This window comes from Pseudomonas sp. GM17, assembly GCF_000282175.2.
Classification (GTDB): Bacteria; Pseudomonadota; Gammaproteobacteria; order Pseudomonadales; family Pseudomonadaceae; genus Aquipseudomonas; species Aquipseudomonas chlororaphis.
On record NZ_CP124732.1, the window covers coordinates 1,646,413 to 1,666,129 of the forward strand.

Annotated in this window: 17 protein-coding genes; 9 read left to right on the plus strand and 8 right to left on the minus strand. The window is 61.4% G+C overall.

What is annotated here, in order from left to right:
* Nucleotides 1–177: 177 nt before the first annotated feature.
* The 5 genes from PMI20_RS07305 to PMI20_RS07325 all read right to left on the minus strand — a co-directional run bounded on the left by PMI20_RS07305 (nucleotide 178) and on the right by PMI20_RS07325 (nucleotide 7,761).
* A complete protein-coding gene (locus tag PMI20_RS07305; RefSeq protein WP_007920828.1) occupies nucleotides 178–2,988 on the minus strand; it encodes an FAD-binding and (Fe-S)-binding domain-containing protein in 2,811 nt (936 codons plus the stop codon).
* Nucleotides 2,985–3,656 (minus strand): LutC/YkgG family protein, encoded by a 672-nt coding sequence (locus PMI20_RS07310; RefSeq protein ID WP_007920829.1) that lies wholly within the window; start codon nucleotides 3,654–3,656, stop codon nucleotides 2,985–2,987. Before PMI20_RS07310 ends, PMI20_RS07305 begins: the two co-directional genes overlap by 4 nt.
* On the minus strand, nucleotides 3,653–5,110 hold the full coding sequence (locus PMI20_RS07315; protein WP_007920830.1) for a LutB/LldF family L-lactate oxidation iron-sulfur protein: 1,458 nt from the start codon (nucleotides 5,108–5,110) through the stop codon (nucleotides 3,653–3,655). Before PMI20_RS07315 ends, PMI20_RS07310 begins: the two co-directional genes overlap by 4 nt.
* Entirely contained in the window at nucleotides 5,107–5,931 is an 825-nt protein-coding gene (locus PMI20_RS07320) for a (Fe-S)-binding protein (RefSeq protein ID WP_007920831.1), read from the minus strand. Before PMI20_RS07320 ends, PMI20_RS07315 begins: the two co-directional genes overlap by 4 nt.
* 144 nt (nucleotides 5,932–6,075) lie before the next feature.
* Complete coding sequence (locus PMI20_RS07325; protein WP_007920833.1) at nucleotides 6,076–7,761, minus strand: lactate permease LctP family transporter; 1,686 nt, start codon at nucleotides 7,759–7,761, stop codon at nucleotides 6,076–6,078.
* Nucleotides 7,762–8,022: 261 nt separating this feature from the next.
* On the opposite strand from PMI20_RS07325, the gene PMI20_RS07330 reads away from it, so the two are divergent.
* Nucleotides 8,023–8,790 carry an FCD domain-containing protein gene (locus tag PMI20_RS07330; RefSeq protein ID WP_007920835.1) on the plus strand — a complete coding sequence of 256 codons (768 nt, stop codon included), beginning with the start codon at nucleotides 8,023–8,025 and terminating at the stop codon, nucleotides 8,788–8,790.
* A 73-nt stretch (nucleotides 8,791–8,863) separates the two neighbouring features.
* Here PMI20_RS07330 and smpB read toward each other — a convergent pair whose 3' ends face one another.
* On the minus strand, nucleotides 8,864–9,346 hold the full coding sequence (gene smpB / locus PMI20_RS07335) for an SsrA-binding protein SmpB (RefSeq protein WP_009042112.1): 483 nt from the start codon (nucleotides 9,344–9,346) through the stop codon (nucleotides 8,864–8,866).
* Nucleotides 9,347–9,463: 117 nt separating this feature from the next.
* Between smpB and PMI20_RS07340 the strand changes: the two genes are divergently transcribed.
* Genes PMI20_RS07340 through PMI20_RS07350 form a run of 3 tightly spaced genes read left to right on the plus strand, consistent with a single transcriptional unit; the run spans nucleotide 9,464 to nucleotide 11,622 of the window.
* Nucleotides 9,464–10,867: a sodium-dependent transporter gene (locus tag PMI20_RS07340; protein ID WP_037033615.1), complete on the plus strand. Its 1,404-nt coding sequence runs from the start codon at nucleotides 9,464–9,466 to the stop codon at nucleotides 10,865–10,867.
* Nucleotides 10,868–10,874: 7 nt separating this feature from the next.
* A complete protein-coding gene (locus tag PMI20_RS07345) occupies nucleotides 10,875–11,309 on the plus strand; it encodes a type II toxin-antitoxin system RatA family toxin (protein WP_007920838.1) in 435 nt (144 codons plus the stop codon).
* 4 nt (nucleotides 11,310–11,313) lie between these two features.
* On the plus strand, nucleotides 11,314–11,622 hold the full coding sequence (locus PMI20_RS07350) for an RnfH family protein (RefSeq protein ID WP_037033617.1): 309 nt from the start codon (nucleotides 11,314–11,316) through the stop codon (nucleotides 11,620–11,622).
* A 58-nt stretch (nucleotides 11,623–11,680) separates the two neighbouring features.
* Here PMI20_RS07350 and PMI20_RS07355 read toward each other — a convergent pair whose 3' ends face one another.
* Complete coding sequence (locus tag PMI20_RS07355; RefSeq protein ID WP_007920839.1) at nucleotides 11,681–12,208, minus strand: outer membrane protein assembly factor BamE; 528 nt, start codon at nucleotides 12,206–12,208, stop codon at nucleotides 11,681–11,683.
* A 98-nt stretch (nucleotides 12,209–12,306) separates the two neighbouring features.
* Here PMI20_RS07355 and fur point away from each other — a divergent pair, with 98 nt between their 5' ends.
* A complete protein-coding gene (gene fur / locus PMI20_RS07360) occupies nucleotides 12,307–12,711 on the plus strand; it encodes a ferric iron uptake transcriptional regulator (RefSeq protein WP_007920840.1) in 405 nt (134 codons plus the stop codon).
* Between the two features lie 90 nt (nucleotides 12,712–12,801).
* On the opposite strand, the gene recN is transcribed toward fur, so the two are convergent.
* Nucleotides 12,802–14,475, minus strand: a complete 1,674-nt coding sequence (gene recN / locus PMI20_RS07365) for a DNA repair protein RecN (protein WP_007920841.1) — start codon at nucleotides 14,473–14,475, stop codon at nucleotides 12,802–12,804.
* Between the two features lie 252 nt (nucleotides 14,476–14,727).
* Between recN and grpE the strand changes: the two genes are divergently transcribed.
* The 4 genes from grpE (at nucleotide 14,728) to dapB (ending at nucleotide 19,579) form a co-directional block, all read left to right on the plus strand.
* Nucleotides 14,728–15,294, plus strand: coding sequence for a nucleotide exchange factor GrpE (grpE, locus tag PMI20_RS07370; RefSeq protein ID WP_007920848.1), 567 nt, complete (start codon nucleotides 14,728–14,730; stop codon nucleotides 15,292–15,294).
* Between the two features lie 102 nt (nucleotides 15,295–15,396).
* Nucleotides 15,397–17,313 (plus strand): molecular chaperone DnaK, encoded by a 1,917-nt coding sequence (gene dnaK, locus PMI20_RS07375; protein WP_007920851.1) that lies wholly within the window; start codon nucleotides 15,397–15,399, stop codon nucleotides 17,311–17,313.
* 324 nt (nucleotides 17,314–17,637) lie between these two features.
* Nucleotides 17,638–18,762, plus strand: a complete 1,125-nt coding sequence (dnaJ, locus tag PMI20_RS07380; RefSeq protein WP_007920853.1) for a molecular chaperone DnaJ — start codon at nucleotides 17,638–17,640, stop codon at nucleotides 18,760–18,762.
* 10 nt (nucleotides 18,763–18,772) lie between these two features.
* Nucleotides 18,773–19,579, plus strand: a complete 807-nt coding sequence (gene dapB, locus PMI20_RS07385) for a 4-hydroxy-tetrahydrodipicolinate reductase (RefSeq protein WP_007920855.1) — start codon at nucleotides 18,773–18,775, stop codon at nucleotides 19,577–19,579.
* Nucleotides 19,580–19,717 lie beyond the last annotated feature (138 nt).

The following is a 19,717-nucleotide window of genomic DNA, read 5'->3' on the forward strand; positions in this document are numbered from 1 at the left end:
GCGGTGGTTCGCCAGGGTTCTATTTTCTGCCCAGGGTCGCGACTACTGAGTCTGCAGGTGCAAGAAACCTGTAGGCGCTCGCCATGGTCGTTAACGGTATCGCACACTCACTGGCTAACCGCAGTGCTCTCCAGTTCATCGCGAGCAAGCTTCGCTCCTACAGTGGGCGCATACCGATCAGGCTTGCCTGGCCTGGGTCACCCGGTCCACAAGGTACACCAGGCCGTGATAATCGATCCCGCCATGCTGGCTCAGGCCGATTTCACAGGTGCGGCTGGTGGAGATGCCCTCGCTGCAGTACTGCACCGCGTCCTTGAGGCTGCGCAGGGAATGAGCGTTGAGCTCTGGTGTGGTGAACCCTTTATCGCCGGCGAAGCCGCAGCAATGGATGCCTTCCGGGATCACCACGTTGTTGCTGCAACGCCGCGCCAGGTCGATCAGCGCCTGGCTCTCGCCCAGGTGCTGGGTGCTGCAGGTGACATGCACGGCGACCGGCGCTTCCTGCGGGGTGAACTCGAGTTTGTCCATCAAGTGAGTACGGATGAAGCGCACCGGGTCGTAGAGGTCCAGGCGCACATCGCCCAGGTCTTGTACCAGGCGCAGGGTGCAGGGGCTGGTGTCGCAGTAGATCGGGTCGAGGCCGCCGCGGCTGGCGTGGAGCAGGGCGCCGATCAGTTCCTGGCGCTTGTGCTCGGCCTGTTCCGCATAGCCCTTGGAGGCGAACGGCTGGCCGCAGCACAGGCTTTCGACGTTGTCCGGGATCACCACCTGGTAACCGGCTTTTTCCAGCAGGCCGCGGGTCTTGTCGTAGAGCGAGCTTTGCTCCTTGTCCCCGGCCGCCGGGCCCATGACCCGCGACACACAGGCCGCCAGGTAGACCACCCGTGGCCGCTGGTCGCTGACGGCCGGGCTGAAGCGAATGGCCCGTTCTGGCTGCGGCATGGCGCTGGTCCATTGCGGCACCTGGCCCTTGGACAGTTTGGTCAGCGCCGCGGAAACCCTGGCCAGGCGTGGCGCCCCCAGCAGCATCCGCGCGCCGTTGGCCACGTGCAGGGTGAACCGCGCGCCTTGCAAGGTGGTGGCGAAGTGCGAGCCGAGCCAATCGGCCGCCTTGGCGTGAGTGGCGTGCTGGCTGCGCAGCTTCTTCACCAGCTCGCCGGTGTTGATGCCCACCGGGCAGCGCTGGGCGCACAGGCCGGTGGCGGCGCAGGTGTCGATGCCCTGGTACTGATAGGCCGCTTCCAGTTCCGTGGTGTCGACGCCGGCGCGCTTGCGGGCCTGGATATCACGCCAGATCACAATGCGCTGGCGCGGGCTCAGGGTCAGCCCCTTGGACGGGCACACCGGTTCGCAGAAACCACACTCGATGCACTTATCCACAATCTCGTCGGCCGCCGGCAGCGGCTTGAGGTGCTTGAGGTGGATCTGCGGGTCTTCGCTGAGCACCACGTCCGGGTTGAGGATGCCGTTGGGGTCGAGCAGGCGCTTGAGTTGCCACATCAACTGGTAGGCATCGCTGCCCCATTCCAGCTCGACGAAGGGCGCCATATTGCGCCCGGTGCCGTGTTCGGCCTTGAGCGAGCCGCTGAATTCCACCGCCACCAGTTGCGCCACGTCATCCATGAAGGCCTGGTAGCGCGCCACCTCCTCGGCGCTGTTGAAGCCCTGGGTGAAGACGAAATGCAGGTTGCCCTCCAGCGCATGGCCGAACAGGATCGCCTCGTCGTAGCGGTGTTTGTCGAACAGCGCGATCAGGCGATTGACGCCGATGGCCAGCTGTTCCACCGGAAAGGTCACGTCTTCGATGATTACCGTGGTGCCGGTCTTGCGCACCGCGCCGACGGCGGGAAAGGTGTCCTTGCGGATCGCCCAGAGCTTGGCGTTTTCCTTCGGGTCTTCGGTGAAGTTGATCTGCTTCTCCACCGGGAAGGAGGCGAGGGACGCCATGATCTGCGCCAGTTGTTCCTGCAGCAGCGCGGAAGACGCGGCGCGGGACTCGATCAGCAGCGCGCAGGCATTGGCGGACAGTTGCTGGACGAAGGCCGGCATCCCGGGTTTGTCCTGCACCGAGCGCAGGCTGCGGCGGTCCAGCAGTTCCACGGCGGACACCGGTTGGTTTTTCAGTACGGTTACCGCGTTGCAGCAGGTTTCCACATCCGGGAAGACGATCAGCGCCGAGGCTTTGTGCGGGTGGTCGATCACCGTGTCGTAGGTCACCGCGCTGATAAAACCCAGGGTGCCTTCGGAGCCCACCAGCAGGTGGCTGAGGATGTCCAGCGGCTCATCGAAATCCACCAGGGCATTGAGGGACAGGCCGGTGGTGTTTTTCAGCCGGTACTTGTGGCGGATCTTCGCCGCCAGTTCACTGTTGGCGCGGGTCTCGCGGCCGAGGCTGGCCAGGCGTTCCAGCAGCTCGCCGTGGCTGCTGCGAAACGCCGCGACGCTGGCGGCGTCTTCGGTGTCCAGGCGAGTGCCGTCGGCCAGCACCAGGCGCAGGCCGGCCAGGGTGTGGTAGGTGTTTTGCGCGGTGCCGCAGCACATGCCACTGGCATTGTTGGCGACGATGCCGCCGATCTTGCAGGCGTTGATCGAGGCCGGATCGGGGCCGATCTTGCGTCCGAACGGCGCCAGCCAGGCGTTGGCCTGGGCGCCGATCACCCCCGGTTGCAGGCGGATCTGCTGGCCCTGGTCGCGGATCTCGCGGCCATTCCAGTTATCGCCGAGCACCAGCAGCACCGAATCGCTGATGGCCTGCCCCGACAGGCTGGTGCCGGCGGCGCGGAAGGTCACCGGTACGCGGTCGCGCTGGGCCAGCTTGAGCAGGGCCACCACTTCGTCTTCGGACTCGACGCGGATCACCAGTTGCGGAATCAGCCGATAAAAACTCGCATCGGTGCCGAAGGCCAGGGTGGAGAGCGGATCGTCGAAACGCCGCTCCTGGGGGATCAGTTGTTGGGCATCACGTAGAAAAGCCGCCGGTAGACTCATTGGTCCTCCAGAATCAGCACCACCAGGTCTTTCGGGCCGTGGGCGCCGTAGGCCAGGACCTGCTCGATATCGGCGGTCTTCGACGGGCCGGACACCAGCAGCGCGTTGGTCGGCATGCCCTGGGCCCAGGCGTATTCCTGCTGGACCTGATAGAAGTTGTCGCGGATCTCGCTGGCCTTGAGCAGGGCGAAATGCACCGGTGGCACTAGGCTCATCAGCCGCGGTTCTTCGCGGGTCGGCCAGAGGATCAGGCTGCCGGTGGCGGCGATAGCGCCGAGGGTGGTGGTGAGGCTGGCCGGGGTGTCGTTGAACAGCTCGGCTTTCCATTCCTCGACCGGCCGATCATAGGCCTTCAACGTCGGCAGCCCGGGATGCTCGGCCCAGTATTGGCTGACGCGCTGGCCGTGGGGCGTGGTCGGTGCGATCAGCAGGCTCGGCAACTGGCGTTCGCCCAGCAGGCGGGCAAGCAGCGCCGGCCAGTCCTGGGCGGTGGTCTGATGAATCTCGGTGTGCACCGCTTCCATCTGCTTGCGCAGCTGCGGGATGCGTTGTTCCGGTGTGTAGGTATAAGGCTCGGTGACCAGTGCCTCATCGAAGTTATCCACAATCGGCGTGGTGCCGGTCAGGCTGCTGCGCAGCTTGCCGAGGATGTTCTGTTTGGCGCTCATCGACGTTCTCCCTGTTTGGCCAGATGCTCGCGGGCCAGGTCGTGCAAGGACCGGGCGGCGGGTTTCGGTGCGCTGTGGTTTTGCGTCCAGGGGCCGACGTTGCTCGGGGTCAGCGCGCGCAGGCGGGTGGCCGCCAGGCTGAACAGGCGATACAGGGTCGGCGAACTGTTGAGCCTGGCCCAGGCGTTCCAGATAAAACGTTCCTTGCGCGAGTACTTGCTGCCCTGGCCGCGCATCACCTGGTGGGGGCTGTCCGGAGCCTTGACGTTCTCTTCGCGCAGGCGACGCAACAGGCTCGGGATCGGGATCTTCACCGGACACACTTCACCGCAGGCGCCACACAGCGAAGACGCGCTCGGATGGTCCGGCACCTTGGCCAGGCCGACCATGTGCGGGGTGATGATCTTGCCGATGGGGCCGGGGTAGACCTCGCCGTAGGCGTGGCCGCCGATGCGGGTGTAGACCGGGCAATGGTTCATGCAGGCGCCGCAGCGGATGCAGTTCAGGGTTTGGCGCAGTTCGCTGTCGGCGAAGGCCTGGCTGCGACCGTTGTCGAGCAGCACCAGGTGCACTTGCTGCGGGCCGTCCAGCTCATGCTCCTTGCGCGGGCCGGAGATCATGTTGACGTAGGTGGTGATCGGCTGGCCCAGCGCCGAGCGGGTCAGCAGCGACAGCAGTGGCACCACGTCGCGCAGGTTCTCGACGACTTTCTCGATGCCGGTGACGGCGATGTGCACGGGCGGCACCGTGGTCGACATGCGGCCGTTGCCTTCGTTTTCCACCAGCAGCAGGGTGCCGGTCTCGGCCACGGCGAAGTTGACGCCGGAGACGCCGATGTCCGCTTCGAAGAATTTCTGCCGCAGGACCCTGCGACCGATCTGAATGAGTTGGTCAACGTCCTTGGTGTACTCCACGCCAAGTTTGTCGTGGAACAAGGACGCGACCTGACCGGCGTTCTTGTGGATCGCCGGCATGATTATGTGTGAAGGCTTCTCGTGGTCGAGCTGGACGATGAACTCGCCCATGTCCGACTCAAGGCATTCAATGCCTTGTTCAGCGAGGACATGGTTCATCTCCATCTCTTCGCTGACCATCGATTTGCCCTTGATCACTTGCCGCGCCTCGTGAGCCCGGATGATCGAGAGGACGATGCCATTGGCCTCGTCCACCGTTTCCGCCCAGTGCACTGTCACACCGTTGCGGGTCAGGTTCTGTTCAAGCTGCTCGAGCAGGTCGGGCAGCTTGGATAACGCACGGGCCTTGATCGCATTGCCCAGGGCCCGCAGGTGTTCGCGCTCGTGGGCATCGCTGAACGACGCCGCACGTTTGGCCATGAGGGAATCCATGGCGCTGCGAAAGTTGTTTCGCAGTTGTCGGTCACCCAGGGCCTGGTGGGCCCGGGTGCGAAAATCGTCCGACACGGTCAGGGTCGGAATAAGCTCCGGGGCGTTCATGCGGCACCTCCGGTACGCTGCCAGAGGAAGCTGGCCAGGTGTTGGCCACGCAGCGCTTCCCGTTGTTTCTCCAGCGAACCGTTGATGTTCATCAAGCAGCCGCAGTCGGCGCTCAGCACCTGGTGGGCGCCGGATTCCTTCAGCGCGCGGGTCTTGTCCGCGACCATCGCGCCGGAGATGTCCGGCATTCGGACGCTGAAAGTCCCGCCAAAGCCACAGCATTCGCTTTCGTGGTCGTGCTCTACCCGTTCCACGTTGCCCAGTTGTGCCAGCAGCTCACGACCGTGCAGGTGGGTGTTCATCTCGCGCCGTGCCGAGCAGGAAGTGTGCAGCGCCACCTTGATCGGCTCGCCACTGTCCTTGAACTGCACCTTGCATACGTGCAACAGGAACTCCGCCAGCTCGTAGGTGCGTTCGGCCAGGGCCTGCACCTGCTTCAAGGTTTGCGGCTCGTCCTTGAACAAGTCCGCGTAGTGCTCGCGCAGCATGCCCGCGCAGGAACCCGACGGCACCACCACCGGATAGTCGCCGGCGAACAGCGCCAGTTGCGAGCGGGCCACGGTGCGCGCCTGCTCGGTGTAACCCGAGGTGTAGGCCGGTTGTCCGCAGCAGCTTTGCCCTTGCGGGTACTCCACGCGAATGCCTTCGCGTTCGAGCAAGTGAATCGCATCCATCCCGGCTTCGGGATAGAACAGGTCGACCACACAGGTGCCGAACAGGTAGACCCGCGACGGTTTCTCGCTGGGGTACTGGCGCGGTTCGGCCAAGGGCGGTGCGACACGGGTCGCGTTAGGCACGGCGTTGTAAAAAAGCTCGCTCATCAGGCGTGTCTCCGGGTGGTCCCGGTTATCCGTCTGCGGCGGCTGCTGAATATAGAGAGACAAGCTTTCAGCAGCCTTGCAGACCGGGTTGTGAGTTGCAGGCGCCGGGTGGGTGCTCCGGCGCCGGTTCTTTCGGTGTCGCGATCAGTGCACCAGCATGCCGGTGAACCAGTAGGCCTGGGCCAGGGTGATCAGGCCGACGATGGTGGCAAAGAATAGGCTGTGCTTGAGGGTGAAGCGGAACAGGTCCGATTCCTTGCCTACCAGGCCGGTGGCGGCGCAGGCCACGGCGATCGATTGTGGCGAGATCATCTTGCCGGTCACGCCGCCGCTGGTGTTGGCCGCTACCAGCAGGGTGTCGTTGACGCCGATCTGGTGCGCGGTGGTGGCTTGCAGCGAGCTGAACAGGGCGTTGGACGAAGTGTCCGAACCGGTCAGGAACACCCCCAACCAGCCGAGGAACGGCGAGAAGAACGGGAACGCCGCGCCGGTGCCGGCCAGCACCAGGGCCATGGTCGAGGACATGCCGGAGTAGTTGGTGACAAAGGCGAAGGCCAGCACCATGCCGATGGACAGGATTGGCCAGCGCAGTTCGTAGAAGGTCTCTTTCAAAGTGGTCAGACCAGTTTTGAAATTGATCTTCAGTACCAGCATCGAGATCAGCGCGGAGAAGAAAATCGCTGTGCCGGTGGCGGAAATCGGGTCGAGCTTGAACACCGCCGGAATCGCCGTTGGGGTGGCGACGATCGGCGCGCTCTTGATCACCAGCTGATCCAGGTGCGGAATCGCGAAGTTGAATACCCAGCTGTACATCGAGCCGCCGGCGGCGAACATCGCCTTGAACGGCTTGAGCGTCCAGATAGTGACCAGCACGGTGAGAATCAGGAATGGCGACCAGGCCTTGAAGATTTCACCGAAGCTGTAGGGCGAAGGCTGAGTGGTGCGCGGCTGGCCGAAACCGCCGTTGCGCACGGCCGCGGCGCCGACGCTGGCGGTGGCCGCGGCGAACGAACGCTTGGGTTGCCAGACCTTGAGGAACAGCGTCAGGGAAACCAGGCTGGCCAGGGCCGAGGTGATGTCCGGCAGCTCCGGGCCGATGAAGTTCGAGGTGAAGTACTGGGTCACGGCAAAGCTCAGGCCGGCCACCAGCGCCGCGGGCCAGGTCTCTTTGACGCCACGCAGGCCGTCCATCATGAACACCAGCCAGAACGGCACGAACAGCGACAGCAGCGGCAGCTGGCGGCCGGTCATGGCGCCGATCTTGAACGCGTCGATGCCGGTTACCTGGCCAGCCACGATGATCGGGATGCCCAGGGCGCCAAAGGCCACCGGGGCAGTGTTGGCGATCAGGCACAGGCCGGCGGCGTACAGCGGATTGAATCCCAGGCCCACCAGCAGCGCGGCGGTAATGGCGACCGGCGCGCCGAAACCGGCTGCACCTTCGAGGAAGGCCCCGAAGCAGAAACCGATCAGCAGCACCTGCAGGCGCTGGTCGTCGGTGATCGACAGCACGGAGCTGCGGATGACCTCGAACTGGCCGCTCTTGACCGTCAGTTTGTAGAGGAACACGGCGGCGACGATGATCCAGGCGATGGGCCACAGACCGTAGGCAAATCCATAGCCAGCGGCGGCAAGCGCCATGTCGGCGGGCATCTGGAAGGCGAAGATCGCCACCAGAATCGATAGCGCCAGGGTGATGCTGCCGGCGACGTGTCCTTTGAGGCGGAACACGGCCAGAGCCAGGAAGAAGAAGACGATCGGGATGACGGCGGCGAGGGCGGACAGGCCGAGGCTGCCGAGCGGGCTGTAAAGCTGTTGCCAGGTTTGCATATGGGGTGGCCCCTAATTGTTGTTGGTCAGGCACTGGTCAGCGTATTTGGTTAATTGGTAAGACCAATTTACAATCGCTGTTGGCTAGGGTAAAAGCCTTGTGAGCGGTGTGTCAATTTGCCGCCCTAAAACTTTTGTCGAAGGTGTGGTGCAGATGGCATCTGATCCGCTCGCCGACATACGTTCTGATAGGTGCTGGCGCAGCCCCGATAGGCCAGAATAGAGAGCCCGGCGCGCGGTCGGGATCGTGGAGAGTGAGTTATGGGGTTTGATCAGATTCGTCAGCGCCGTTTGTCTGACGATATTGTCGAGCGGCTCGAGGGGATGATCCTCGAGGGCACGCTGAAGTCCGGTGAGCGCCTGCCGGCGGAGCGTGCGTTGGCGGAACAGTTCGGTGTCTCGCGACCGTCGTTGCGCGAGGCGATCCAGAAACTCACGGCCAAGGGCTTGCTGGTCAGTCGCCAGGGTGGCGGCAACTATGTGGTGGAGTCGCTGGGCTCGACCTTCAGCGATCCGCTGCTGCAGTTGTTGGAAAGCAACCCTGAAGCCCAGCGTGACTTGCTGGAGTTTCGTCACACCCTGGAAGCCTCATGCGCCTATTACGCAGCATTGCGTGCCACCGAGGTGGATCGTGAACGGCTCACCGCGGCTTTCGAGGAGCTGCAGGATTGCTATTCCCGGGCCGGGGATGTGAGTCGTGCGGAAGAGGGTGCGGCAGACGCGCAATTTCACCTGGCGATTGCCGAGGCCAGTCACAACGCTGTCTTGCTGCATACCATTCGCGGGCTGTTCGATCTGCTCAAGCGCAACGTGGTGACCAACATTGGCGGCATGTACAAGCAGCGCACCGAAACCCGCGACATGCTGATCAGCCAGCACCGCGATCTGTACCAGGCGATTATCGAAGGACGTGCCGAGCAGGCGCGCGAAGTCTCCAGCCGGCACATTCTGTATGTGCAGGAAGTGCTGGAAGAGGTGCGTCAGGAAGTGCAGCGCGTGGCCCGGGCGGAGCGGCGCAAGGGGATCTAAGTCTTATCGCGAGCAAGCTCGCTCCTACAAAGGGCAGGCTTGCTCGCGATCATGGCATCAAGGCAGAAGGGCGTTACTCTTCCTTGCCCTTGTTGCGCACCGCGCGATGCAGCTCACGATCGGAGTCGCGCTCGCGTTCGGTATGACGCTTGTCGTATTCCTTCTTGCCCTTGCCGAGTGCGATCTCGCATTTGACCATGTGCTTGCTCCAGTAGAGCGACAGGCACACGCAGGCATAACCCTTCTGCTGCACGGCAGCGAACAGCTTCTCCAGCTCGCGCTTGTTGAGCAGCAGTTTGCGCGAGCGCACGGGGTCGGCGATCACATGGGTGCTGGCGGTGGTCAGTGGCGTGAAGTGGCTGCCCAGCAGCCAGGCTTCGCCGTCCTTGAGCAGCACGTAACTGTCGACCAGTTGTGCCTTGCCCGCACGCAGACTCTTTACTTCCCAGCCGGCCAGGACCATGCCAGCCTCGAACCGATGTTCGATGAAGTAATCGTGACGCGCCTTTTTATTTTGCGCGATGGTCCCTGTTGGGTGTTTCTTCTGTTTAGCCATAGGGGCGGCATTATAGGCAGTTGCACGCGTGTCGGCTACGGTGAAGCTGCGTGCTTGAGCAGGTTGAGTGAATCCCGGACAATGCGCCCTCTTTTTTCTCGGTTGGGCGCGTTTTTGATGTCGACGGACAAGGTTTCTGTCCACGGCGGCTGGGCCAGTCGCTGGGTTTTCATACTCGCTGCGACTGGTTCTGCCGTGGGCCTGGGAAGTATCTGGAAATTCCCATATATGGTCGGCGTCTATGGTGGCGGCGCCTTTGTCCTGGTATTTCTCGCCTGCATCGCGCTGATCGGTGTGCCGGTGATGCTGGCGGAAACCCTGATCGGCCGTCGCGCCCGGCAAAGCCCGGCCAATGCCTTGAAGGCGCTGGCCCTGGAGGCCGGGCATTCGGCCAAGTGGTCCTGGGGCGCGTTCGCCGGGATGATCACGGCCTTGTTGATTCTTTCCTTCTACAGCGTCGTGGGTGGTTGGTCGCTGGACTACATCATCGATATGGGCCGTGGTGATTTCCAGGGCGTGACGGCGGATCAGGTCGGCGCCTATTTCGGCACGGTGATTGCCGACCCCTGGCGGCTGACGCTGTGGCACACGCTGTTCATGCTGTTGTCGGCGGCGGTCATCGCCAAGGGCGTGGTGGCCGGGCTTGAGCGCAGCCTGCGGATCATGATGCCGCTGTTGTTCGTGATGCTGCTGATCCTGCTGGGTTACAGCCTGACCACCGGGCATTTCATGGAAGGCGTGCATTTCATGTTCGACTTCAGCACCGACAAGCTGCTCGACGGCCTGTTGCCGGCCATGGGGCATGCGTTCTTTTCCCTGAGCGTCGGCGTCGGTTCCATCATGATCTACGGCGCTTACATGCCGAAGCATTCGTCCATTTCCGGCACTATTGTCGGCGTGGCGCTGCTGGACACCTTCGTTTCGCTGCTGGCGGGGCTGGCGCTGTTCCCGATCGTGTTTGCCGCGGGGTTGAACCCGAGTGAAGGTCCGGGGCTGATGTTTGTCAGTTTGCCTTTTGCCTTTGGTAATGTGGCGTTCGGCCAGCTGATGGGCGTGGTGTTTTTTGTCCTGGTGGCCATTGCCGCCTGGAGCTCGGCGATCTCGCTGCTGGAGCCGATGGTGGCTTACCTGGTGGAGCGGACTCGAATCCGTCGCGGCTGGGTGACATTCTGGCTGGCGTTTACCTGCTGGTTCGTCGGATTGGGAACGGTGTTCTCCTTCAATATCTGGCAGCAGGCCAAGTTTTTCGTGAACGAAGGCGGGGCTTTCCACCTCTACCAATGGGGGGCGGCGGGTGGTCTGGATTTCTTCGGGGGGATCGATTTCTTCACCTCGCGGATCATGTTGCCCTTGGGTGGCCTCTGCTTTGTGGTGTTCGCGGGTTGGGTAATGGGGCGCGAGGCGGTTCGTGATGAGCTGTCGATCCGCAGTCCGCTGCTTTTTGCCCTGACCCTGTTTTTGATGCGCTATGTGGCGCCCATCGGCATTCTTATAGTGTTTGCCGCCCAGTTGTGGAAATGACGCTGACATGACGACACATATTCAACGCTCGGCCCTGTTGCCTTATCCGGCACAGTTTTTGTACGACCTGGTCAACGACGTGGCGCGCTACCCGGAGTTTTTACCCTGGTGCTCGTCGGCCGAGGTGCTGGAGAGCAGTGAGGTGCAGATGCGCGCCAGCCTGGCCGTTGCCAAGGGCGGGCTCAGCCAGCATTTCGTGACGCGCAATACCTTGGTGCCGGGCCAGTCGATCGAGATGAACCTGGAGGAAGGGCCGTTCAACCAGTTGCACGGCGTGTGGATTTTCAAACCGCTGGGTGAGAAGGCCTGCAAGATCAGCCTGGATTTGTCGTTCGACTACGCCGGTCCACTGGTTCGCGCGACCTTGGGGCCTTTGTTCAACCAGGCGGCCAACACCCTGGTCGATGCGTTTTGTCAGCGGGCCAAGCAGTTGCATGCTTGAGCCAATGATTGAAGTCGAGGTGGTGTATGCCGCGGTCGACCGGCAGGTATTGCTCAGTGTTGCGGTGCCAGCGGGGACTACTGTTCGTGCGGCAGTGAAAGGCTGTGGGATAGGCGCGCAATTTCCAGAATTGGATCTGGACAATTGTCCGCTGGGGATCTTTGGCAAAGCGGTTGCGGACCCAGGGAAGCAGCCGGTTCGGGCGGACGACCGCATTGAAATCTACCGCCCGCTGCTGGCTGACCCTAAAGAGGTCCGACGTCTGCGCGCGGCAAAGGCGGCGCAGGCCCGGGCTCGTACTTCAGAGTCCTGAGCAAATCGACAGGCAACAAAAAGCCCGGACTCGCCGGGCTTTTTTATTCCGCCACAAATTATTGCGGCGAGGTGTCCAGAGGTTCTGGCGTTGGCACCGGAACGGTCTCGACGTTGTCGACGTCCTTCTGGATCTGATCGAGCAGAGAGCCAGGCTTGGCCGGTTTTTCCGGTTTTGGCTGCTCGGCGTTTTCAGTAGGGGCGGTCACGGTGGTGCCACTGTCCTTGCCCAGGATGGCTTCGTCACGGCTTACGCCAGGCATGAAGTCACCGGAAAGGCTGACCAGTTGGTCGTTACCGTTGAAGATAACGCTGACGCGCTCCTGCTGGCGTTCACCGCCACCTGGTTGCAGGCTGTACAGATAATCCCAGCGATCGGCGTGGAACGTGTCGGTCAACAGAGGGTTGCCCATGATAAACCGTACTTGCCGGCGGGTCATTCCCGGGCGTAACTGGTCTATCATGTCCTGCGTGACGACATTGCCCTGCTGGATGTCGATTTTGTAAACCCCGGGGAATGAACAACCGGCGAGTGCGAGCAGTCCCACGAAGGTGAAACTGGTTAGCAAGAGCTTGGTGTTTTGCATCGGTGGGCGACTTCCACTATCTTGGCTGGGACAACGTAAACCCCGATCATACCCGCATTAAGAGAAGCTGCGAAGCAGCATCCGCGAGAAAGCTGACCATGGTTGAAAATAGCGAACTACGTAAAGCCGGCCTTAAAGTGACTCTGCCACGGGTCAAAATTCTACAAATGCTCGATTCCGCCGAGCAGCGACACATGAGCGCCGAGGATGTTTACAAGGCGCTGATGGAAGCTGGCGAGGATGTCGGTCTGGCCACGGTTTACCGTGTTCTGACCCAGTTTGAAGCAGCAGGCCTTGTGGTACGCCACAACTTTGATGGCGGTCATGCTGTATTCGAACTGGCTGACGGCGGTCACCATGACCACATGGTCAACGTGGATTCCGGTGAGGTGATCGAATTCTTCGACGAAGAAATCGAGAAGCTTCAGAAGGCGATTGTCGAGAAGCATGGCTTCGAGTTGGTGGATCACAACTTGGTGCTGTACGTACGCACGAAGAAATAAGCATGTCGCGCGGACATAGTCCGCGAAACGATCGAAGGCGACCCAAGGGTCGCCTTCGTGCTTTCTGCTCTTTATTAAAGTGGCAGGGACTCAAGCCTTGGCGGTAACCACCATTTTTTTCGCGTGGGCCAGCGACTCCTTGGTCAGGTCGATGCCGCCCAGCATCCGTGCTACCTCTTCGATCCGCTCGGTCTTGCCCAGTTTGGAAACCGCGGTGTGAGTCGCATCGCTGCCGCGCACCTTGTGCACAAAAAGATGTTGATGGCCCTGGGCTGCCACCTGCGGCAGGTGGGTGACCGTCAATACCTGGCCGCGCTCGCCGAGGCGACGTAGCAGTTGGCCGACGATCTCCGCGGTCGGGCCGCCGATGCCGACGTCCACTTCGTCGAATACCAGGGTCGGGACACGAGAGGTCTGCGCGGTAATCACCTGGATTGCCAGGCTGATCCGCGACAGTTCGCCCCCGGATGCGACTTTAGCCAGGGCCTTGAGCGGCTGGCCGGGGTTGGCGCTGACCAGCAGCTCGACCTGCTCGAGGCCGTTGGGCTGCAGTTCATCGCCGCTGTTGGCGTGCAGTTCGATGGTGAAGCGGCCGCCAGGCATGCCCAGGCGCTGGATTTCCTGTTCGACGGCACTGGCCAGGCTGGTTGCGGCCTGCTGGCGCAGCTCGCTCAGCTCCCTGGCTTTTTCGTGATAGTGCCGGGCAAAGGATTTCAGCTCATCGCCCAGGCGCTCAATGGATTCGTCATTGGCATCCAGGGTTTCGATTTCCTCCAGCAGCTTCTGCTGCATGGCCGCCACCTCGGTGGGCTGGATCCGGTGTTTGCGGGCCAGGGTATAGATGGCATCCAGCCGCTCCTCCAACTGTTGCAGGCGCGCCGGGTCCGCGTCGAAGTGGTCGACGAAGCGGTTCAGTTCGCCGACGGCTTCTTCGACCTGGATCTGCGCGCTGGCCAGCAGGTTGGTGGCTTCCGCCAGGGCGCCGGAGGTGTTGCCGATGCTCGACAGGCGATTGAGGCTCGCTGTCAGGGCGCTGAGGACGTTGCCCGAATCACTTTCGCTGCAATGCTCGACGACCTGCCGGCAGATGCCCAGCAGGCTTTCGGCATTGGTCAGGTTCTTGTGTTCGAGTTCCAGTTGCTCGAGTTCGTTTTCGCCCAGGGCGAGGTTCTCCAGTTCCTCCAGCTGATAGCTGAGGAGCTGGTGGCGAGCCCGCTGCTCGTCCCCGGAATTGGACAGGCGCTCCAGTTCCTGACGGGTCTGGCGCCAGCGCTGGGCTGCCAGCGATACCTGGCGGGCCAGGTCGGTGGCGCCGGCGTATTCGTCGAGCAGGCGGCGGTGGGTATCGGTTTTCAGCAGCGACTGGTGTTCATGCTGGCTGTGGATGTCGATCAGCAGTTCGCCGAGAGCCTTGAGGTCGCCTAGCGGGCAGGGGGAGCCATTGATGTAGCCACGGGAACGGCCTTCGGCGGTGATGACCCGGCGCAGGATGCATGGGCTGTCGTTGTCCAGGTCGCGTTCGGCGAGCCAGGCGCGGGCCTCGGGAATATCTTCCAGGTCGAAGGTGGCGAGAATGTCGGCCTTGTCGGCACCTGGGCGTACTACGCCACTGTCGGCGCGATCACCCAGGGTCAGCCCCAGGGCGTCGAGCATGATCGATTTGCCGGCGCCGGTTTCACCCGTGATGACGCTCATCCCGCGATCCAGTTCCAGATCGAGATGTTCAACGATGGCGTAGTTGTGTACGGACAGGTGCACCAGCATAAAGGCCGCTCCCAGGCTTTAGGTCTGGTTATTTATACAGTGTTTTGTTTTCGACTGACAATGCCCGTCCTTAGCTTGATTCGCTTGCTTGGCGGATTTTTTTATCGCGCGCGGGAATGATTGGTGGCCGGCGTTAGGGAGCGCCCAATGATTTTTGCCGAGGGCGCGGCCCTTGAACCTGGAAAATGCGACCCCATATACCGGGGCAGAAGCGTGAGTTGAGCTCGCGGACGATATTGAAAGGAGAATTTTATGGCTGACGAACAGACGCTAGATACGCAAAATCTCGACGCCAATCAGGCCCCCGAGGCCTCGGGCGAAGATCTGGCGGCTCGTGTGCAAGTGCTCGAAGAGCAGTTGGCTGGCGCTCAGGATCAGGCATTGCGTGTCGCAGCCGATCTGCAGAACGTCCGCCGCCGTGCCGAGCAGGATGTAGAAAAAGCTCACAAATTCGCCCTTGAGCGTTTTGCTGGCGACCTGCTGCCAGTGATCGACAGTCTCGAGCGCGGTCTTGAGTTGTCCAGCCCGGACGACGAAAGCATTCGCCCGATGCGTGAAGGTATCGAACTGACCCTGAAGATGTTCCAGGACACCCTGAAGCGTTATCAGCTGGAAGCGATCGATCCGCATGGCGAACCGTTCAACGCTGAACAGCACCAGGCGATGGCCATGCAGGAAAGTGCTGACGTCGAGCCGAACAGCGTTCTCAAGGTGTTCCAGAAGGGCTATCAGCTCAACGGTCGCCTGCTGCGCCCGGCCATGGTCGTGGTCAGCAAGGCACCCGCACCGGTTTCGCCTTCGATTGACGAGAAGGCTTGAAATCGCGCGCAGGGCCCCCATTTATAGGTCAAGCGTTTAAGTGCTACCGCAGTCGGCCACCACTGCTGCGGCAACAAAATCTAAAGTTTCGGGAGAGTTAACATGGGCAAAATTATCGGTATCGACTTGGGGACTACCAACTCCTGCGTCTCCATTCTTGAAAACGGCAACGTAAAAGTTATCGAAAACGCTGAAGGCGCGCGTACCACGCCGTCCATCATCGCTTACGCCAACGATGGCGAAATCCTGGTTGGCCAGTCGGCCAAGCGTCAGGCCGTGACCAACCCGCACAACACCCTGTACGCGGTGAAGCGTCTGATCGGTCGCCGTTTCGACGAAGAAGTTGTACAGAAAGACATCCAGATGGTCCCTTACAAGATCGTCAAGGCTGACAACAACGACGCCTGGGTTGAAGTGAACGGCCAGAAAATGGCTCCGCCACAGATCTCGGCTGAAATCCTTAAGAAAATGAAGAAGACCGCCGAAGACTACCTCGGCGAGGCCGTGACCGAAGCGGTGATCACCGTTCCGGCCTACTTCAACGACAGCCAGCGCCAGGCGACCAAAGACGCCGGCCGCATCGCGGGCCTGGATGTAAAACGTATCATCAACGAACCTACCGCGGCCGCTCTGGCTTACGGCATGGACAAGGCCAAGGGCGATCACACCGTGATCGTTTATGACCTGGGTGGCGGTACCTTCGACGTATCCGTGATCGAAATCGCTGAAGTCGATGGCGAGCACCAGTTCGAAGTACTGGCAACCAACGGTGACACCTTCCTCGGTGGTGAAGACTTCGACATCCGTCTGATCGACTACCTCGTGGACGAGTTCAAGAAAGAAAGCGGCATGAACCTCAAGGGTGACCCGCTGGCCATGCAGCGCCTGAAAGAAGCCGCTGAAAAAGCCAAGATCGAGCTGTCCTCGAGCCAGCAGACCGACGTCAACCTGCCGTACATCACTGCAGATGCCACCGGTCCTAAGCACCTGAACGTGAAGATCTCCCGCGCCAAGCTGGAATCGCTGGTCGAAGACCTGGTTCAGCGCACCATCGAACCTTGCCGCATCGCCATGAAAGACGCTGGTATCGACGTCAGCAAGATCGACGACGTGATCCTGGTTGGCGGTCAGACCCGCATGCCGCTGGTGCAGAAGCTGGTGACCGATTTCTTCGGTAAAGAAGCACGCAAGGACGTGAACCCGGACGAAGCCGTTGCCATGGGTGCTGCCATCCAGGGCGCGGTACTGGCCGGTGACGTGAAAGACGTACTGCTGCTGGACGTCAGCCCGCTGACCCTGGGTATCGAAACCATGGGTGGCGTGATGACCGCGCTGATCGAGAAAAACACCACGATTCCTACCAAGAAATCGCAAGTGTTCTCGACTGCCGACGACAACCAGGGCGCAGTGACCATTCACGTGCTGCAGGGCGAGCGTAAGCAAGCCGCGCAGAACAAGTCCCTGGGCAAGTTCGACCTGGCCGAGATTCCACCAGCTCCACGTGGCGTGCCGCAAATCGAAGTGACCTTCGACATCGACGCCAACGGCATCCTGCACGTAGGTGCGAAAGACAAGGCGACCGGCAAGACCCAGTCGATCGTGATCAAGGCCAACTCCGGTCTGTCCGAGGAAGAAATTCAGCAGATGGTTCGTGATGCTGAAGTCAACGCCGAAGAAGACCGCAAGTTCGAAGAGCTGGCCAGCGCGCGCAACCAAGGCGATGCCCTGGTTCACTCGACTCGCAAGATGATCGCTGATGCGGGCGACAAAGTGACTGCTGAAGAGAAGGCTGCGATCGAAGCTGCCGTGGTTGCCCTTGAAGCTGCTATCAAAGGCGACGACAAGGCTGCTATCGACGCGAAGGTCGAAGAGCTGTCGAAAGTGTCCGCTCCGGTCGCTCAGAAGATGTACGCCGAGCAGGCTCAGCCGGCAGAAGGCGCAGCTTCGCAGGGTGAATCGGCCGAGAAAGCCGACGACGTCGTCGACGCTGAGTTCGAAGAAGTAAAAGACCACAAGTAAGACTGCTTGTTGGTCGGCCGGTTGACTGCCTTTGTGCGGTGACTGGTAGGATGTCGCCGCGCGGGAGCTTGCTCCCGCGTTGGCGTGTCTGGAGCAAGCGAATTTTTTACGGCGTGCGGCTCTTTTCGCGCGCTGGCGGTACGGTCGGAAATGCTCCTGCTTTCCGTTCGGGATTACCGCAGTTGTCGGCCAGTCTGTTGGTCGTCTATCCAAGACCAGGATCGTTGAATTGACGTGAGTTGGGTCCGGGCCTGTATTGGGGCTCAACGAGTTTGACGAGGCTCAGGAGAGCGTTGTCGAACGTCCTTAAGAGTGCGAAGACTTATGGCAAAGCGTGACTATTACGAAGTATTGGGTGTGGAGCGAGGCTCGAGCGAAGCCGACCTGAAAAAGGCTTACCGCCGCCTGGCGATGAAGCACCACCCGGACCGTAATCCCGGCGACAAAGCGTCGGAAGATATGTTCAAGGAGGCCAACGAGGCCTACGAAGTATTGTCTGACTCGAGCAAGCGCGCGGCTTATGACCAATATGGTCATGCCGGTGTCGATCCGAGCATGGGTGGCGGTGGCGCCGGTTTCGGTGGCCAGAATTTCTCCGACATCTTTGGCGATGTCTTCAGTGATTTCTTTGGTGGCGGTCGCGGCGGCTCCCGTGGCGGGGCTCAGCGTGGCAGCGACTTGCGCTACACCCTGGAGCTGAACCTGGAAGAGGCGGTGCGCGGCACCACCGTGAATATCCGCGTTCCGACGCTGGTCAACTGCAAGCCTTGCGACGGCTCGGGCGCCAAGAAAGGCTCCTCGCCTGTGACCTGTCCGACCTGTGGCGGTATCGGCCAGGTGCGCATGCAGCAGGGCTTCTTCTCGGTGCAGCAGACCTGCCCGCGTTGCCATGGCCAGGGCAAGATCATTTCCGATCCGTGCGATTCCTGTCATGGCGAAGGTCGCGTCGAAGAGTACAAGACGCTGTCGGTGAAGGTGCCGGCGGGTGTCGATACCGGCGACCGCATTCGTCTGTCCGGCGAAGGAGAGGCGGGGACCCAGGGCGGCCCTACGGGCGACCTGTATGTGGTGATCAATGTGCGTGAGCACTCGATCTTCCAGCGCGACGGCAAGCATCTGTTCTGTGAAGTGCCTATCAGCTTCGTTGACGCGGCGCTGGGCGGCGAGCTGGAAATCCCGACGCTGGATGGCCGGGTCAAGCTGAAGATCCCTGAGGGCACCCAGACCGGCAAGCAGTTCCGTGTGCGCGGCAAGGGTGTGGCTCCGGTGCGTGGTGGCGGTGCTGGCGACTTGATGTGCCGGGTTGCGGTGGAAACGCCGGTGAACCTGAGTCGTCGTCAGCGTGAATTGCTCGAAGAGTTGCGTGGTTCCCTGGCGGACGACAATACCCACTCGCCGAAAACCACTGGCTGGTTCGAAGGCGTGAAGCGCTTCTTCGGCGACCTGTAAGGAGCGAAGCATGCGACGTATAGCTGTAATGGGCGCCGCAGGGCGCATGGGTAAGAACCTGGTGGAGGCCGTGCAACAGCGCTCGCCGCTCTCCGGGCTTACCGCGGCGATCGTGCGGCCTGGCAGTTCGTTGGTCGGTGCCGATGCTGGCGAGCTGGCATCGCTGGGGCGCATCGGTGTGCCGATGTCCGACAGCCTGGAAAAGGTTGCCGATGAGTTCGATGTGTTGATCGATTTCACACTGCCGGAAGTGATGCTGAAGAACCTGGCGTTCTGCCGCAAGGCAGGCAAGGCCATGGTGATCGGTACCACGGGCTTGGGCGCCAAGGAAAAGCAGGTGCTGGCCGAGGCGGGCAAGGATATTCCGATCGTGTTCGCCGCCAACTTCAGCGTTGGCGTCAATCTGTCGCTGAAGCTGCTCGACATGGCAGCCCGTGTGCTGGGCGATGATGCAGACATCGAAATCATCGAGGCGCATCACCGGCACAAGATCGACGCGCCTTCGGGAACCGCTCTGCGCATGGGCGAGGTGATTGCCGATGCGCTGGGGCGTGATCTGCAGAAGGTCGCGGTGTATGGCCGTGAAGGCCATACCGGCGCTCGTGAGCGTGAAACCATTGGTTTCGCCACGGTCCGGGGTGGTGATGTGGTGGGCGATCACACGGTGTTGTTCGCTGCTGAGGGCGAGCGTCTGGAGATCACCCACAAGGCCTCCAGTCGCATGACTTTCGCCAAGGGTGCAGTACGTGCTGCGTTGTGGCTGGATGGTCGTCCGGCGGGTCTTTATGACATGCAGGATGTGCTGGATCTGCGTTGAGATGCATCCAAAACAGGGCCAGGCTTCGCGCTTGAGCCCTGTTTTACCCCGCTAAGCGATGTTCTGTCGCATTCCTCTGCCTTTAAGGCTCTTTAGCGGTGGACCGAAAAAGCCTTTTTCTGTAAGCTACAGCTTTAG